We start from the raw sequence: 14,904 nt of genomic DNA on the forward strand, positions 1-14,904 counted from the left end.
TCTAGCCCAAGTCCGGGCCGCTCGGGAAGCGTCGGCACATGGGATAGAGTCCCATGCGACATGGCTTTCGCGCGGCACCTCTTCACACTGCTCCTCCTGCTCGCCGCCTGCTCGGGCCGGGCCGCTCCCCTCAAACCCCTCTCCGTCTACTTCTTCGACGTGGGCCAGGGGGACGCGGCGCTCATCGTCTCGCCCAGCGGCAAGACGGTGCTCATCGACGCGGGCCCCCCCGAGGCCGATGAGCAGCTCGCACCCCGCGTGCGCCAGCTCGTCCAGGGGCCGTTGGATCTCGTCATCCTCACGCACCCCCACCTGGACCATCTGGGCGGCATGGTGCGGGTCCTCCAGACGGTGGGGGCCCGGCGCTTCATGGATCCGGGCTTCGACCACCCGAGCGAGGCCTACCGCAAGCTGCTGGAGGTGGTGGGCCGCGACGTGGGCCAGGTGATGACGCCCGAACCCAATCCGAGCAACCCGGAGGCGCCGCTGACCATCGGGCTCGGCGAGGGCGCGTCGCTCAGCATCTTCTGGCCGCGCGTGCCCCAGCAACCCTTCCTGAAGGACACCCGCTCGGACCCCAACTCCAACTCCATCGTCGCCCGGTTGAACTATGGCGGCACGTCGTTCCTCTTCACCGGGGACGCCGAGCCGGAGACCGAGGCGGCCCTGCTGGCCAGGAGCGTGGACTTGCGCGCCACGGTGCTGAAGGTGGCGCACCACGGAGGCCGCTACTCCTCCACCGCGCCCTTCCTCGCGGCGGTGCGGCCCCAGGCGGCCGTCATCTCCTGCGGCGCGGGCAATGAATATGGGCACCCCACCGCGGAGGCCCTGCAGCGCCTCGGGGCCCAGGGGGCGCGCGTGCTGCGCACCGACCGCGAGGGCGAGGTGCTCGCGGTGAGCGACGGCGACCGGGTGACCTTCACGACCCGCAAGGGCAACGGCCCGCCCCTCGTCGTCCCGGGTGGACCCGCGGGCCCCTCCGCCCCCCCGCTCGTGGACGTGCCCGCGCGCACGGCCCTACCGAAGACGGAGCCCAAGGCCCCCTCGCCCGGCACGGGCCCGGCGCGCTACGTGGGGCTCAAGGGCAGCAAGGTCTTCCACCGCGAGGACTGCGCCACCCTGCGGCGGTCCAAAGCCGAGGGGCGCACGATATACACGGATCGCGACGCCGCCCTGCGCGAGCGCCGTCCCTCCGAGGATTGCAAACCATGAGCCGCCCCGTACGGACCTTCATCACCCTGTTGGGCCTGTGGCTCCTCGGAGCCTGCGAGAAGCCCACCGCGCCCCCCCCACCCGCGGCGGCCAAGGCGGCCCAGGCCACCCCGTTGCGCTACTTCGGCCGGCCGGCCGATGGAAAGCTGCACGTCTACTTCCTCGACGTGGACCAGGGAGACGCCACGCTCATCGTCTCGCCCACCGGGCGCACGGTGCTCGTCGACGCGGGCCCCCCTTCCGCGGGAGCCCACCTGGCCAACCGGCTGCCCGAGCTGCTCACCGGAAAGCTCGATCTGGTCATCCTCACCCACCCCCACGTGGACCATTACGGGGGACTGTCGGCGGCCCTGGGCGCGGTGGGCGCGGTGCGCCTGCTCGAGCCGCAACTGCCGGGCACCCCCGCGGACTACGACGCGCTGCTGGGCGCGATCGGCACCAGTGGCATGGAGGTGTTCTCCCCCGCGCCCCCGGCCAACGGCGAGCCGCTGCGCCTGCCCCTGGGCGGCGGCGCGGAGCTGACCGTGCTCTGGCCGCGCGCCCCCACCGAGAAGCTGCTGACCGGAGACAACCCCCAGGAGCTCAACTCCATCGTCCTGCGGCTCGGCTACCAGGACACCAGCGTGCTGCTGCCGGGCGACGCCCTGGAGAAGACGGAGCAGTACCTGGTGGCCCGCGGGGCGCCGCTCGCCTCCACGTTGCTCAAGGTGGGGGCCCATGGCGCCGCCACGGCCAACAGTTCCGCGTTCCTCGACGCGGTCCGGCCCCGGGCGGCCCTGGTGTCCACTGGCGCGGGCAGCCCGGAGCTCGCTCCGTCCCGGAACGTGCTCGGGCGGCTGGAGGCGATGAAGGCGCGCGTCTTCCGCACCGACCGGGATGGCGAGGTGCACGCCGTGAGCGACGGTCAGCGCTTCACCCTCACCCCCCAGCGGCACAGCGCGGGCAGCGGGCCAGGGGAGTCCGAGAGCTTCGAGGGGAAGCTGGACCCGGCCGTGGCGGAGCGGGGCGATGCCGGCACGCCCGAGAGGGACGCGGGCCCGGCCGCGCCAGGCAAGAGCGAGGTGGCGGCCGCCTCCGGAGCACAGCCCCGGGGAGGCCCGGCGAGCACCCAGGGCGTGGACATCGATCTGGACAAGACCCCCGCCCCCGCGCCCAAGGCACCAAGGGAGGAGCGCGCCCCCTCCCCGGCCGATGGCCGGACGCGCTACGTCGCCAGCCGCAAGAGCGATGTCTTCCACCTGCCCGACTGCCCCGCCGTCAAACGCATCAAGGACGAGAACCGGCTCAACTTCTCCACCCGCGAGCAGGCGGCCAGCGGCAACACCCGGCGGCCCGCCAAGGACTGCCACCCATGAAGCGACGAGCACCGCCCAAGTCCAAGGTCACCGTGGATCGCCTCGAGGAGGAGGTGGCCGTGCTCGTGGTGGACGGGCGCGAGGAGCGCCGCGCGCGCGCGGAACTGCCCCCCGGAGTGCGCGAGGGCGACGTGCTGGACCTGGAGACGATGACGGTGGACACCGCCGCCACCGAGCGCCTGCGCGACGAGGTGCGCCAGGCCCGGGAGCGCGCCCTGAAGAAGGCGCCCCCTCCCGGGGATTTCGACCTGTAGGGCTAGCCGGACCTCGAGAGCACGAGCCGGATTTCCACCTCGACGTCCTCTCCCGAGAACGGGGGGAACACGATGCGCTGGGCGCGCTCGATGAAGCACTCGCCCGAGGGCGAGCCGCCGATGTCGGGGCGATCCATCGCCACCTTCGTCACCTCGCCCGAGTGGGTCACCGTGGTGGTGAGCAGCAGCTTGCCATTGCGCAGCCGGGGGTTCTTGCGCAGCGCCTGGGCGATGCACGTCTTGAACGAGGCGCGCGAGCGCTCCACCACGCGATCGATTTCCTCCTTGGGAGGACCGGACGCGGGCGCGGGCGCGGGCGTGGCCGGCTGGAGCGGAGCCACCTCGATGTCGTCCGTCCCCCCGGCGGCGGGGGCGACGGCCGAGGTGTCGCTCCCAGCGAGGGCGGTGCCCGCGTCCATGGGCGCCTCGCCCGGAGCCTGGGCGGTGCCATCCGGCTCCGTGGGCGCCGGGGCCACTTCATCCCCCGTGGACGGCTCGGTGGAAGGGGACTCGGCGGCGGGAGTCTCGGCGGCGGGAGTCTCGGGCGCCTCGGCGGCGGGCGCCTCGGCCTGGGGCTCCGCAGCAGCGGGCCGTGGGGCGGGAGGCTGGCTGGGGTTGCCCGTCAGGACGTTGCGCAACTCCTCGAGCCCCTCGGGCGTGAAGACGGACACGGTCCGCGGCACCGGGTTGCCCTCGGCGTCCGTGTCATAGACGCGCAGGGGCACCACCTGCAGCTCGGTGAGGGCGATCACCGCCCCCACGGGGAGCAACACCAGCAGCAGCAGGACGAGCACCACCTTCGCGCCCACACCGCGCCCCCCGGACTTGCCCGTCCGCGCCTTCTTCACGGGCTCGCTCGGGGGCTCTTCCGCCACCTGGTTGACCGGGGTGTGTTCGTCATCGAGCCCGTCGAAGCCCCCGCGCGCGACATACCCTCCACCGCGCGGCTGCTCGGAGGCGGGAAGGTCCAGGTCGGAAAACAGCTCCCCGAGGGGCGCGGCGGCGGCCTGGGCGTCGGCGACGGCCATGGGCCCGGTGTCATCGGCCTCCGGCTCCCAGGGCGTGGAGTGCTTGACGCGAGGCGAGGGAGCGGGAGCCGGCTCGGGCTCCGGCTCCGGCTCCGGCGCTGGCTCCGGCTCCGGCTCGGTGCGCCAGCTCGTCTGCGAGTCGGGGGGCGGCTCGGGCTGCCACGAGGTGGAGGAGCGCGCCATGGCGGGCTCGGGCGGAGGAATGGGCTCGGCGGGAGGCGGAGGGTCCTCGGGCAGGAAGAGCCCCTCGAGCGCGGGCAGATCCTGACCCCGCTTCCAGTCCGCCATGCCCTGCTGCCAGAAGTAGCTCCGGGCGGTGACGGTGCCCTGGGCCACGAGCTCGCGCAGGGCCCCATCCTCCAGCGGGCCCTCCTGCTTGCCCTTGACCATCACGAACCAGGGCGCGGCCGCGTCGCCCACCGGCATGGCGCGCGTGGGCTCGTCCTCCCAGGACGTCGCCGACACGGCCTGGGCCTGGGCCTGCTGGGCGGCCTCTTCCTCGGCGGCGAGCGTGCGGTCCTGCTCGCGCAGCCGCTCCACGTCCGCCAGGGACACGACGCGCGTGCTCTCCTCCATCTCGGCGGGAGGGCCCTCCACCGAGATGACGTTCTGGCAGTTCTTGCACCGCACCTTGACGGTCTTGCCGCGGACCTTGTCGTCCGCGATGGAGTACCGCCGCTGACACTTGTTACAAGAGAAGTTCAAAGGGGATGTCTCGCGCCCGCACACTGGTGCGAGCGTGGGGAATGCTAACCCCATGGCGGTGGACTGCAAACCACCGGGTTGACTCCGCCTGTCAGCCCAACTAAGAGCCGCCTCCCCTACCCTCTTGACACAGACAGAAGGTGGCGCATGCCCGCGAAGGACCTCGGGAACAAGCACGTCTGCTTCAAATGCAGCACGAAGTTCTACGACATGAAGAAGCCGGATCCGCTGTGCCCGAAGTGCGGCGCGGACCAACGCGAGAGCCCTGCCCTCAAGGCTCCCGCCGAGGGTGGACGCCGGGGCCGTCTGTCCGCGGCGCCCAAGATCATCGAACCCGCCGAGCCCGAAGAAGCCGAGGTGGGCGACGAGGAGGAAGTGGCGGAATTCGAGGACGAGGACGCCGAGGTTCCGGCGGACGACGAAGAAGATATCTGAGCGGTGGGTGGGGTTCCCTCGAGAGCAATCCCGAGGGGCCCCACGGCCTCACGCCGGATCGCGCTGCTGGGCGACGGCCATCTGATGGAGGGTCTGGCGCAGCTGCGCGTAGCGCAACGGCCCCAGCGTCTGCACGCCCACCGGACGGCGCGGACCCTTCCCGGCGATCCGTGGCCGGGGCCGCGGTGTACGGCTGGGAGTGGGTCGCTTCTTGGGCTGCATGGGTGTCGTCCCCCGAATGGTCTGCGCTCCCCTGTAGCAGGTTTTCCATCTCCACCACAACTTTCTGATGAGGGTGCGCCAACCCGCCCGCTCGTCCGGCGGACGAGGTGTCCGGGGCCGCGCGGACGTGGAGGGGTGCGGCTTGCGAATGTGCCCGCGCGGAGGGATGAGGAAGGGACGATTTGGGCGTTGGACCCTTCAAACCCTTGTTGGTAGAAGGGGCCGGGCCCCGGGGTAGGGTCCCCATCGTTGGAGGCAGGGAATTTGCGGGAGAAACTGAAGGCTCTGGCGGAGCTGCAGAAGGTGGACCTCGAGGTCGCCTCGCTCCGGAAGGCCGCGGACGTGCATCCCCGGCAGCTGGCGGAGTTGGAGCGCGAGTTGGGCACCGCGCGCAGCGCCATCGAGGCGGAGCGCAACCGGGTGACGGACATCGAGCGGCAGAAGACCACGCTCGAGCAGAACATCACGGACGAGAAGGACAAGGTGAAGAAGTGGGAGGCGCGGCTCGCCGAGCAACGCTCCACCCGCGAGTACTCCGCCCTCGCCCGCGAAATCGACATCGCCAAGAAGGCCAACCAGACGATGGCCGACGAGCTCGTGGAGCTGAGCAAGACGCTCGGCGCGGCGCGCGAGGCGGTCAAGGCCAAGGAAGCCGAGTTCGCCGCCCGCCAGGAGCAGCTGTCGGCCCGCATGGCGGAGCTGCGCACCAAGCAGAGCCAGGCCGAGGGCCAGGTGAAGGAACTCGAGGGCAAGCGCGCCTCGGTGTCCTCGGGCGTGGACGCCACGCTGCTGCGCCGCTACGAGGCCATCCGCAAGAAGCGCATGCCGGCGCTGGTGGGCGTGGTGCTCGGGGGCACGTGCCTGGGCTGCCGGATGAACGTGCCGCCGCAGCTCTACAACAACCTGCGCGTGTCGCTGGGCACCGACGTGTGCCCCTCCTGCAACCGCATCATCTACGCCGTCGAGGCGCTCGAAACGCCGGCCGAGAAGTAGCGTTGAGCCAGCCGGTCCCGCCCACCCTCGTCGACATCCTCCGCCACATCGCGCGCGAGGAACCGCTCACGGGGACGGTGCGGGCCTTTCCCGGGATGACCCGCGAGGACATGGGCCGCCTGCTCGAAGCCGCGGCCGAGCACCTCACCGCGCTTCCGCCCGGGTCCCCGCCGCCTCCTCCCCCGCCCGGGGCCCGGCGCCACCGGCGGCCGCCGCGCTGAGCCCCCGCGACGCCGGGTGCTCCGCCGCCCCGCTTCCGTGTTATGAGACGGGGGCCGGAGTGGTCCGGGTGAACGCTGGTCACCGCGGGAATGGGTGACGGGAGGAAAGTCCGAGCTCCACAGGGCAGGGTGCTGGCTAACGGCCAGTCGAGGCGACTCGCAGGAAAGTGCCACAGAAAACAAACCGCCGGTTCCGCGAGGGGCCGGTAAGGGTGAAACGGTGCGGTAAGAGCGCACCGCGTCCGGGGTGACTCGGGCGGCACGGAAAACCCCACCTGGAGCAAGAGCCAATAGGAGCGCGTCCCTTTCGGGGGACACGGGTTGCCCGCCCCATGCGCTCGGGTTGCTCGCTGATGAGGCCCCTGGGCAACCAGGGCCCTAGATGAATGTTCACCGCCCATCCCGAAAGGGGTGGGGACAGGACTCGGCTTACAGGGCCACTCCGGTTTTTTTCCCGTCCGCGCGGTGTCAGCGCGCCACGGGAATCTGCATGAGCAGGATGCGGCTGCGCCCGTCGTTGCGCACCGCCTCCGGGTTCTTGAGCTGCAGGCGCCCGTCCGTCTTGGGCTCCCAGAAGCCCATCCACACGTTGATCGTCTGCGCGGACACGCCGGGCGGAAGCGCGATCATGAACTCGTCCTTCACCGTCTCGCCCACCTTCCACTGGGTGGTGGGGTAGAGGCCCCCCGCGGGCTTGTGGTCCACGTTGAGCCGCTCCATGCGCCCCTCGGCGTCCTCCACGTGGACGAAGATGGTGTAGTCCTCGTCCAGGGGCTTGAGCACCTTGAAGTAGGCGGTGACGCGCGCGGAGTCGCCCGGAGTGAGGCGGCCCGGCTGGAGGTTGGCGCCCACCAGCTCCACCTTGTCCTCGAAGTTGGCGCCACCCTTCGTGGAGAGCGTGGGCACCTGGGTCACCACGGACTGGCGCCGCTCGTTGGGGCTGGCCCCTCCGGGTGCCTCGACGATGCAGGCACCGAGCAGGAACACGGGAACGAGGAGGGCGGGGAGCGCGAGGCGTCGCATGACGGGAGCGGTTCTAGCGGCTTCCCCGCACGGCATCCACCTGCCCGTGGTGGACAGTGGGCGGCGCGCGCCCAAGACAGGGTAGGACTCCCAGCGCGTCTTGCGATATGCGGTGCGCGCCATGCAGACGCCCACCGCCCTTCCCTTCCTCCTCGCGCAGGCGCCCTCCCCCCAGCCCCCCGCCACGCAGCCCGGCGTGCCGGAGACGGGTACACCCCCACCTCCGCCCGGAGGCGGCACCGTGGACACGGTGGTGGGCGTTGGCGTCGCGGTGCTGTTCGTGGCGCTCCTGGTGGCCGCGGCGCGCAAGCTCTTCTTCAAGCGCCGCCCCGAGCTGCCCGGCAAGCCGGCCGCGCCGGCGGCCAAGCCCGCGCTGCCCGCGGAGAGCCCGGAGCTGCGCATCGAGCTGCCCCCCACCGAGGCGGAGCTCGCCCGGCGGCGCGAGGCGGAGGAAATCCATGCCCGGGCCGAGGCCCTCACCCGTCAGCGCGAGGAGGCCGCGCGCGCCGCCAAGGCCGCCACCAGCGCCGAGGAGCGTGCCCGGCTGGAGGCCGAGGTGCGCGCCCTCAAGGAGCGCGAGGAGGAGGAGAAGCGCGCCGAGTACCGCGCGAAGAAGGCGGTGGAGGACGAGGCGCGCGAGCGCCGCAAGCGCGAGCGCGAGGAGGCCGAGCGGCTCGTGCGCGAGGAGAAGGAGCGCGCCCAGGCGGCGGTCGAGGAGGCCCGGCGCGCCGAGGAAGCGGCGGCCCGCGCCAAGGTGGAGGCCGAGGCAGGCCGTACGCTCGCACAAGGCCTGGATCGCACGCGCAACCAGGGCTTCATGGCGCGGCTCAATGGCCTGTTCGGCGCCAACCGCCAGGTGGACGAGTCCGTGCTCGCGGAGATGGAGGAGATCCTCTTCACGGCGGACATCGGAGTGCGCACCGCGAGCAACCTCGTGGAGGTGGCGCGCGAGAAGCTCAAGCGCAACGAGCTGAGCGACGCGAGCCGCATCAAGTCGCTCATCCGCGAGGAGGTGACGCGCATCGTGGACCTGCCGGTGCCGCGCACGCTGGAGGGCGGCGGCCCGCCGCACGTGGTGATGGTGGTGGGTGTCAACGGCGCGGGCAAGACGACCACCATCGGCAAGCTGTCCGCGCAGCTCACCGGCCAGGGCAAGAAGGTGGTGCTGGCCGCGGGCGACACGTTCCGCGCCGCCGCCGCCGAGCAGCTCGACGTGTGGGCGGACCGCGCCAAGGCCGAGCTCATCAAGGGCAACGAGGGCGCGGACCCGGGCTCCGTCATCTTCGAGGCGATCAAAAAGGCGCAGGCCTCGGGCGCGGACGTGGTCATCGCGGACACGGCGGGCCGACTGCACACCAAGGTGAACCTCATGGACGAGCTGAAGAAGGTCAAGCGCGTCATCGACAAGGCGCTCCCCGGGGCTCCCCACGAGGTGCTGCTGGTGCTCGACTCCACCAACGGTCAGAACGCCATCCAGCAGGCGCGGCAGTTCCACGACGCGGTGGGCGTCACGGCGCTCGCGCTCACCAAGCTGGACGGCACCGCCAAGGGCGGCGTCATCATCGGCATCTGCGACGAGCTGAAGCTGCCCGTGGTGTGGGTGGGCGTCGGCGAGAAGGTCGCCGACCTGCGCCGCTTCGAGCCCCGCGAGTTCGTCCAGGCACTCTTCGACTGAGGCTCGACTGACGCTCGACTGACGCCTACGGCTGCAACCCCTTCATCAGGCCCGGCAGCAGCTCCTCCATGAGCTTGAGCGTCTCCGGGTCCAGCTGGCCCCCGCCGCCCAGCAGCGCCCCCAGGTTGGGCTCGCCGAGGTCCTCGTCCCCGTGGGCCTCCTTCCACCAGCGCACGCGCAGGCGCTCGAGCTCCTTGGCATTCGAGGGGCTCGCCTTGGCGAGTTCCTGGGTGAAGCACTCCCCGCACGTCCACTTGAAGCGGTACGTGTCCACGTAGGAGCGCAGGCCCTTGAAGAAGGCCTCGTCCCCGATGAGCTTGCGCGAGGCGTGGTGCAAGAGCGGCGCCTTGCCGTACACCAGCGCGCCGTACTGCAACGAGTCCTCGAAGCCCGAGGTGGGCCGGTCCGCCGGCGCGTCCTTGCCGCCGGACATGCGCAGCATGTGGTAGGCCGACACGAGCGCCTCCTGCCGCATCTGCTCGGCCACCGCGCGCCCGTGCTTCCACTCCATGTAGAGCAGCGCCGTGTACTGGGCGAGCGACTCGTCCACCACCGGCGCGTTGATGGGATCCGAGCCCACCAGCCCCGCGAAGTACTGGTGCGCCACCTCGTGGGCCACGGTGAACTCGAGCGTGCGCTCCAGCGCCTTGCCCAGCTGCCCGAGCGGCGCCGCGTCCCCGCCCATGGCCTGCAAGAGGCCCTGCATCTGCCCCATCCCCGGCAACCCCTCGAGCGCGCCCGCCGGGTCCGCCGCCCCCCGGTAGAGCGACGTGCCCACCGTGACGAGGCCGGGAAACTCCATGCCGCCCGCGCCCCCCGACAACGGCGCCTCCACCACCCGGAAGTTCTTGAAGGGCAGCGGCCCCAGGCGCCGCTCGAACTCGGTGAGCGCGTCGCTCGCGTACTTGAGCACGCGCTTGCCCACCTCGGCGTCCCGGGCCGCGAAGTGACTCTCCACGCTGACGCCATTCACCGTCGCCGTGGCGCTCTGGTAGCCGCGCGAGGCGAACACGGGAAAGTCGCGCACCGCGCCCGCCGCGAAGCTGTAGCGCAGGCGGCCATCCTTCTGGGGCACCTCGCCCATCGCCACGCCCGTGACGTGCACCTTCCAGTCACTGGGAACGATGACGTTGGCGAGCACGTGCGCGGGCTCGTACAGCGCCAGGTCACCCACTCCGGTGGGACCGCCCCAGGGCGTGCCGCCCGCGTCGAGCGGAGGCACCCGGGGCACCACGCCCACCAGGCTCATGAAGTCCTCCGTCGCGGAGAAGGCCCCATAGTCACCGGCCTCGCTGTTGCCCCCGCCCGAGGCCCCGAGCGCCCCCAACAGCGACGCCGTGCCCGGCTGCGCGCGAGGTACCCGTCCCTCCAGCTCCAGCTCCACCACCACCGTGCTCCCCGGGGCGAGCGGCTCGGCCAGTGGCAGCAGGTAGAGGCCGTCCTCGGGGCGCTGCGGCTTCACGGGGTTGCCGTTCACCGTCACCTCGGAGAGGGACATCCGGGGCGCGAAGGCGTTGGGGGTGAGGCGCAGGGGGATGGCATCGAGCGCACGGCCACGCACGCTCCACTCCACCCGGAGGTGGCCCTTCACCGCGCGCACGGCCGGGTCCACCTCGAGCTGCACCAGGTAGCGGGGAAGCGCCTCCAGGGGCCCGAGCGCACGCGCCGCGCGTGCCCGCTCCTCGGTCTTGAGGTGCTGCAGGGAGAACTGCACCTCGGGCGGGACGAAGTCGCCGGCGGCGGCAATCCCAGGAGCGAACAACAGGGCGAGCAGCGGCCAGTGACGCGGATGGGCGGGCATGGGGGACATGGTACATCCCAGGCGCATCCACTTCCCGCGCCCACGCCCCCGTCGCCTCTCCTATTGAGCACCGGATGACCTCTCCCACCGCTCCCCACGGCGCCCCACCCTCCCCCGGGACCGAGCGGCCCCCGCCTCCCCCGTTCTTCCCCCGCGCGCGCGCTCCCCGCCCCCCTCCGGTGTGCGCGGCCATCATCGGCGGCTCGGTGGCCCTGTTCGTCGTGGATGCCGTGCTGACCCAGGGCGCGACCCTGAGCCCGTACGAGCGCCTGGGGCCCCTCTCCCAGTGGCTCGCCCTCTATGGGCCTCTCGTCCAGGACGGCCAATACTGGCGGGTGCTCAGCTGCAGCCTCGCGCACAGAGGCCCGCTCCACCTGGCCTTCAACATGTGGGTGGCGTACTCGCTCGGCTCGCTCTACGAGCGCGCCATCGGCAGCGGACGCTTCCTGCTGCTGTCCATCATCACCGCGCTGGGCTCGTCCGCCTTCGCCCTGCTGTTCAACTTCAAGGTGCCCGCCGTCGGGGCCTCGGGGATGATCCTCGGCTACGGGGGCGCCATGCTCGTCACCGCCAAGCGCCAGTTCCGCCGCGGCATCATCTTCTGGCTGGCGCAGATGGCGGTGCTCAGCCTGATTCCCGGCGTGAGCTGGGCGGGACACCTCGGCGGCTTCCTCTTCGGCCTGCCCGTGGGCGTCGCCCTGCGCTCCGGGCACCCCGTCTTCGTTCGCGCCGCGCCGCTGCTGCTCATCATCGCGGTGGCGGTGGTCTACATCACCGCGCACCCGGAGCGCTTCCGGGGCTAGACGCCCCGGGAGGGAGCATCAGAAGCGCAACCCCCCGGCCGAGGCACCGCGGGGATCGTTGATGACGCCATCGCACACGCCGCCGCAGACAGAATCCGCACTGAGCGGCTGCGAGGTCGCCACCACCGTGCCCACGGCGGCGGCGGCCACCACCGCGCCCACGCCCGCCCAGAAGTACCAGCGCTGGGTGAGGGGCTTGCTCGCGGCGACCTCCGCCGGCGGCTGGGTGAACGGCGTGGGCTCGGCCACGGCGCTGGGGGTGAGCACCGGCGCCCGCGGCTCGTCCGTCTTCGCGAGCGCACCCGGACGCAGGTTGAAGTTGACGGTGTACTCCTTGCCGGCGCGCACCGCGATGCGCTGCGACTCGGGGCGGAAGCCCTCCTGCTCGACGACGATCTCGTGCGAGCCGGCCGACAGCAACAGATCCTCGAGCGGGGTGCGGCCCCGCTCCTCGCCATCCACCAGCACCCGGGCGCCCGCGATGTCCGCCTTCACCGACACGAAGCCCGCCGTGGCCTCGAGCGACACGGCCACCTCGGTGCGCTCCCCGGCCTTGAAGGTGAGGCGCTTGGAGAAGTCCCGGTAGCCCGGCTTGCGCACGACCACGGTGTGCTCGCCCTCGTCCACCTCGACGGGGTTCTTGGAGACCGGCCCCAGGTCCTTCTCATCCACCAGCAGGCGCGTGCCCCGGGTGCCGCCGTTGAACTTCACGAGCAGCTCGGTCTTCTTCACCAGGGGCGCGAGCATATCAGCCTCGTCGTCCTGCTCCGCCTCGGCCGCCTTGCCGGGCTTCTTGCCCTTGGCGGCCTTGGTGGGCTTCTTGGCCTTGGTCGTCTTGCCCTTGGTGGCTGGAGCCGAGGGCGTCAACGGCGCGAGGAGATCATCGTCTCCCTGGGCGAAGGCGCGGGGCGCGATGAGACAAAAAACCAACGCGATCAAGTGGACGCGGCGCGAGAGCATTCGCCGGAGAGGTTAGAGAGTCGCGCGGGAGGAATCAAACATGAGTGAAGGTTGTCGCCGAATGTCACGCACACGCCTGTGGCTCGCCGCCGGGGGTCTTGCCACCGCCCTCACGGCCTGTCCGGCCCGGACCCCTGCCCCGCCGCCCGCCGTCCCCGCCAACCAGGTGCCCCCCGGGTGCGAGCGGAACCAGACGGGGGAGTACCAGCACGCGGACAATCCGAGCTTCCGCTACCAGGGCGCGGATGATGGGAGCACGCTCACACTTTCCGTGACACGCGCCCAGCAGGAAGCACCCGCCCCCGCGGACGCGGGCACGGCGGTGAGCATCGTCCTGGAGCGCACGCCCGAGGGCTTCGTGGGAGAGACGCGGGCCACGGCCTTCACCGCGGCGGGCACCGCCTGTCCGGTGAGCTTCCCCACGCGGGCGGTGGGCTGCGATGACCAGGGCCTCACGCTGCGCTCGGTGAGCACGATGGCGCTGGACGAGGACTGCCGCCCGGCGGCCCATGGGCCCCAGCCCGAGTGGAAGGAACAGCGGCTGCTCAAGCGGGAGGCCCAGCCCGTGCCGGATGCCGGGACTCCCTCGGGGGACGCGGGGGTCTGAGGCCCGTCCCCACCCCGTCCGCGCGCGCCCTCAGGCCGCGCGGCGGGTCTGCTCCTCGGCGACCACGGCCGCCGGAGCCGACTCACTGAAGCGCAGGCGGCCCTGCAGCAGGCTGGACACGCCGACGTAGAGGAAGCCGAGCTGGAACAGCAGGATGAAGGGCACCGAGGTGTAGATGCGCTTGTCGAAGGCGAACCAGAGCGCGCCGGTGAAGTAGAGCGCGAAGGAGAGCTCCAGGATGGGCATGAGCGTCTTGTCGCCGCGGTAGCTCTTCTTGATGGCGGTGACCTTCTTGCCCTCGGCGCCCGTCTTCGGCGTGCGGGTGAAGCCGGACTGCTGGCCCAGCAGCGCCTCGAGCACCGCCCGGGCGTTGTTGATGGCCAGGCCGATGCCCAGGCTCATCAGGAAGGGCAGGTACTTGATGCGCTCCCAGCCCGTGGCCCCGCGCTCGCGCTGGGCGGCCACGTAGAAGACGCACACGCTGGCGGTGGCGCTGATGAAGAAGGGCAGGTCCAAGAAGAGCGTGCCGTAGAGCCCGTGCTGGAAGCGCACCACCATGGACAGCGGCATGAGCGCGCTGAGCACCACCATCAACAGGTAGGCCATGTTGTTGGTGAGGTGGAAGAAGGCCTCGCGCTTGACGGCGAAGGGCAGGTCGCTCTTGAGGATCATCGGCAGCAGCTTGCGCGCCGTCTGGATGGAGCCCTTGGCCCAGCGGTGCTGCTGGCTCTTGAAGGCGTTCATGTCCACCGGCACCTCGGCCGGGGAGATGACGTCGGGCAGGAAGATGAACTGCCAGCCCTTCACCTGCGCGCGGTAGCTCAGGTCCAGATCCTCGGTGAGCGTGTCGTGCTGCCAGCCGCCCGCGTCCGAGATCGTCACGCGCCGCCAGATGCCGGCCGTGCCGTTGAAGTTGAAGAAGCAGCCCGAGCGGTTGCGCGCGGTGTGCTCGATGATGAAGTGCCCGTCCAGGAAGATGCTCTGCGCCTGGGTGAGGATGGAGAAGTCACGGTTGAGGTGGCCCCAGCGCACCTGCACCATGCCCACCTGGCTGTCGGCGAAGAACGGCACCGTGCGGTGCAGGAAGTCCGGCCCCGGCACGAAGTCCGCGTCGAACACCGCGATGAACTCGCCCTTGGCCGTCAACAGGCCGTTCTCCAGCGCGCCCGCCTTGTAGCCCTGGCGGTTGGTGCGGTGCACGTAGACGATGTCGTGCCCCTTCTGCCGCTGGCGCTCCACACACGCCCGGGCGATGGCACACGTCTCGTCCGTGGAGTCATCCAGGACCTGGATCTCCAACAGCTCGCGCGGGTAGTCGATGCGGCACACCGCCTCCACCAGGCGCTCCACCACGTACATCTCATTGAAGATGGGCAGCTGGATGGTGACGCGCGGCAGCTCCGCCAGCACGCCTCGGGGCGTCGGCAGCTTGAACTTGTGGCGGTAGTACAGGTACGCCATCCGGTAGCGGTGCGACCCGTACACCGCAAGCACACAGAGGACGCTGAAGTACACGCCCAAGAAGAGGATCTCGACGGTGGTCATCTGACCTGGCCCCTCCCGCGGGTGAAGTCGCCGCGGTCATCAACCCTGCACGGCGGAGTGAAAGA

At 71.2% G+C, this 14,904-nt stretch carries 15 protein-coding genes and 1 other RNA gene; 10 read left to right on the top strand and 6 right to left on the bottom strand.

Features of this window, described 5'->3' with window-relative positions:
- Positions 1-60 precede the first annotated feature (60 nt).
- The 3 genes from F0U63_RS39015 to F0U63_RS39025 are packed head-to-tail and all read left to right on the top strand — an operon-like array spanning position 61 to position 2,821.
- Complete coding sequence (locus tag F0U63_RS39015; RefSeq protein WP_395838326.1) at positions 61-1,212, top strand: ComEC/Rec2 family competence protein; 1,152 nt, start codon at positions 61-63, stop codon at positions 1,210-1,212.
- Positions 1,209-2,567 carry an MBL fold metallo-hydrolase gene (locus tag F0U63_RS39020; RefSeq protein ID WP_395838328.1) on the top strand — a complete coding sequence of 453 codons (1,359 nt, stop codon included), beginning with the start codon at positions 1,209-1,211 and terminating at the stop codon, positions 2,565-2,567. The genes F0U63_RS39015 and F0U63_RS39020 overlap by 4 nt, the downstream gene beginning before the upstream one ends.
- Positions 2,564-2,821 (top strand): DUF3006 domain-containing protein, encoded by a 258-nt coding sequence (locus tag F0U63_RS39025; RefSeq protein WP_395838330.1) that lies wholly within the window; start codon positions 2,564-2,566, stop codon positions 2,819-2,821. Before F0U63_RS39020 ends, F0U63_RS39025 begins: the two co-directional genes overlap by 4 nt.
- A 2-nt stretch (positions 2,822-2,823) precedes the next feature.
- On the opposite strand, the gene F0U63_RS39030 is transcribed toward F0U63_RS39025, so the two are convergent.
- Positions 2,824-4,554 (bottom strand): GYF domain-containing protein, encoded by a 1,731-nt coding sequence (locus F0U63_RS39030; RefSeq protein ID WP_395838332.1) that lies wholly within the window; start codon positions 4,552-4,554, stop codon positions 2,824-2,826.
- Positions 4,555-4,701: 147 nt separating this feature from the next.
- Between F0U63_RS39030 and F0U63_RS39035 the strand changes: the two genes are divergently transcribed.
- Positions 4,702-4,989 (top strand): FYDLN acid domain-containing protein, encoded by a 288-nt coding sequence (locus tag F0U63_RS39035; RefSeq protein WP_395838334.1) that lies wholly within the window; start codon positions 4,702-4,704, stop codon positions 4,987-4,989.
- Between the two features lie 48 nt (positions 4,990-5,037).
- Here the strand turns inward: F0U63_RS39035 and F0U63_RS39040 are convergent, their stop codons facing one another.
- Positions 5,038-5,211, bottom strand: coding sequence for a hypothetical protein (locus F0U63_RS39040; RefSeq protein WP_395838336.1), 174 nt, complete (start codon positions 5,209-5,211; stop codon positions 5,038-5,040).
- Positions 5,212-5,475: 264 nt separating this feature from the next.
- On the opposite strand from F0U63_RS39040, the gene F0U63_RS39045 reads away from it, so the two are divergent.
- The 3 genes from F0U63_RS39045 (at position 5,476) to rnpB (ending at position 6,873) form a co-directional block, all read left to right on the top strand.
- Positions 5,476-6,204: a zinc ribbon domain-containing protein gene (locus F0U63_RS39045; protein ID WP_395838338.1), complete on the top strand. Its 729-nt coding sequence runs from the start codon at positions 5,476-5,478 to the stop codon at positions 6,202-6,204.
- 2 nt (positions 6,205-6,206) lie between these two features.
- Positions 6,207-6,425, top strand: a complete 219-nt coding sequence (locus F0U63_RS39050) for a hypothetical protein (protein ID WP_395838340.1) — start codon at positions 6,207-6,209, stop codon at positions 6,423-6,425.
- A 56-nt stretch (positions 6,426-6,481) separates the two neighbouring features.
- Positions 6,482-6,873, top strand: an RNA gene (rnpB, locus tag F0U63_RS39055) — RNase P RNA component class A.
- Positions 6,874-6,893: 20 nt separating this feature from the next.
- On the opposite strand, the gene F0U63_RS39060 is transcribed toward rnpB, so the two are convergent.
- Positions 6,894-7,448, bottom strand: a complete 555-nt coding sequence (locus F0U63_RS39060) for a hypothetical protein (protein WP_395838342.1) — start codon at positions 7,446-7,448, stop codon at positions 6,894-6,896.
- Positions 7,449-7,548: 100 nt separating this feature from the next.
- Between F0U63_RS39060 and ftsY the strand changes: the two genes are divergently transcribed.
- Positions 7,549-9,123: a signal recognition particle-docking protein FtsY gene (gene ftsY, locus F0U63_RS39065; protein ID WP_395838344.1), complete on the top strand. Its 1,575-nt coding sequence runs from the start codon at positions 7,549-7,551 to the stop codon at positions 9,121-9,123.
- Between the two features lie 25 nt (positions 9,124-9,148).
- Here ftsY and F0U63_RS39070 read toward each other — a convergent pair whose 3' ends face one another.
- Positions 9,149-10,933: a M1 family aminopeptidase gene (locus F0U63_RS39070; RefSeq protein ID WP_395838346.1), complete on the bottom strand. Its 1,785-nt coding sequence runs from the start codon at positions 10,931-10,933 to the stop codon at positions 9,149-9,151.
- Positions 10,934-10,998: 65 nt separating this feature from the next.
- On the opposite strand from F0U63_RS39070, the gene F0U63_RS39075 reads away from it, so the two are divergent.
- On the top strand, positions 10,999-11,727 hold the full coding sequence (locus F0U63_RS39075; RefSeq protein ID WP_395838348.1) for a rhomboid family intramembrane serine protease: 729 nt from the start codon (positions 10,999-11,001) through the stop codon (positions 11,725-11,727).
- An 18-nt stretch (positions 11,728-11,745) separates the two neighbouring features.
- Here F0U63_RS39075 and F0U63_RS39080 read toward each other — a convergent pair whose 3' ends face one another.
- Positions 11,746-12,666, bottom strand: a complete 921-nt coding sequence (locus F0U63_RS39080; RefSeq protein ID WP_395838350.1) for a PEGA domain-containing protein — start codon at positions 12,664-12,666, stop codon at positions 11,746-11,748.
- An 82-nt stretch (positions 12,667-12,748) separates the two neighbouring features.
- On the opposite strand from F0U63_RS39080, the gene F0U63_RS39085 reads away from it, so the two are divergent.
- Complete coding sequence (locus tag F0U63_RS39085) at positions 12,749-13,294, top strand: hypothetical protein (RefSeq protein ID WP_395838352.1); 546 nt, start codon at positions 12,749-12,751, stop codon at positions 13,292-13,294.
- Between the two features lie 30 nt (positions 13,295-13,324).
- Here the strand turns inward: F0U63_RS39085 and F0U63_RS39090 are convergent, their stop codons facing one another.
- Positions 13,325-14,839, bottom strand: a complete 1,515-nt coding sequence (locus tag F0U63_RS39090; RefSeq protein ID WP_395838354.1) for a cellulose synthase family protein — start codon at positions 14,837-14,839, stop codon at positions 13,325-13,327.
- Between the last annotated feature and the right edge of the window lie 65 nt (positions 14,840-14,904).

It is taken from the genome of Cystobacter fuscus (assembly GCF_044360685.1).
Lineage (GTDB): Bacteria > Myxococcota > Myxococcia > Myxococcales > Myxococcaceae > Cystobacter > Cystobacter fuscus_C.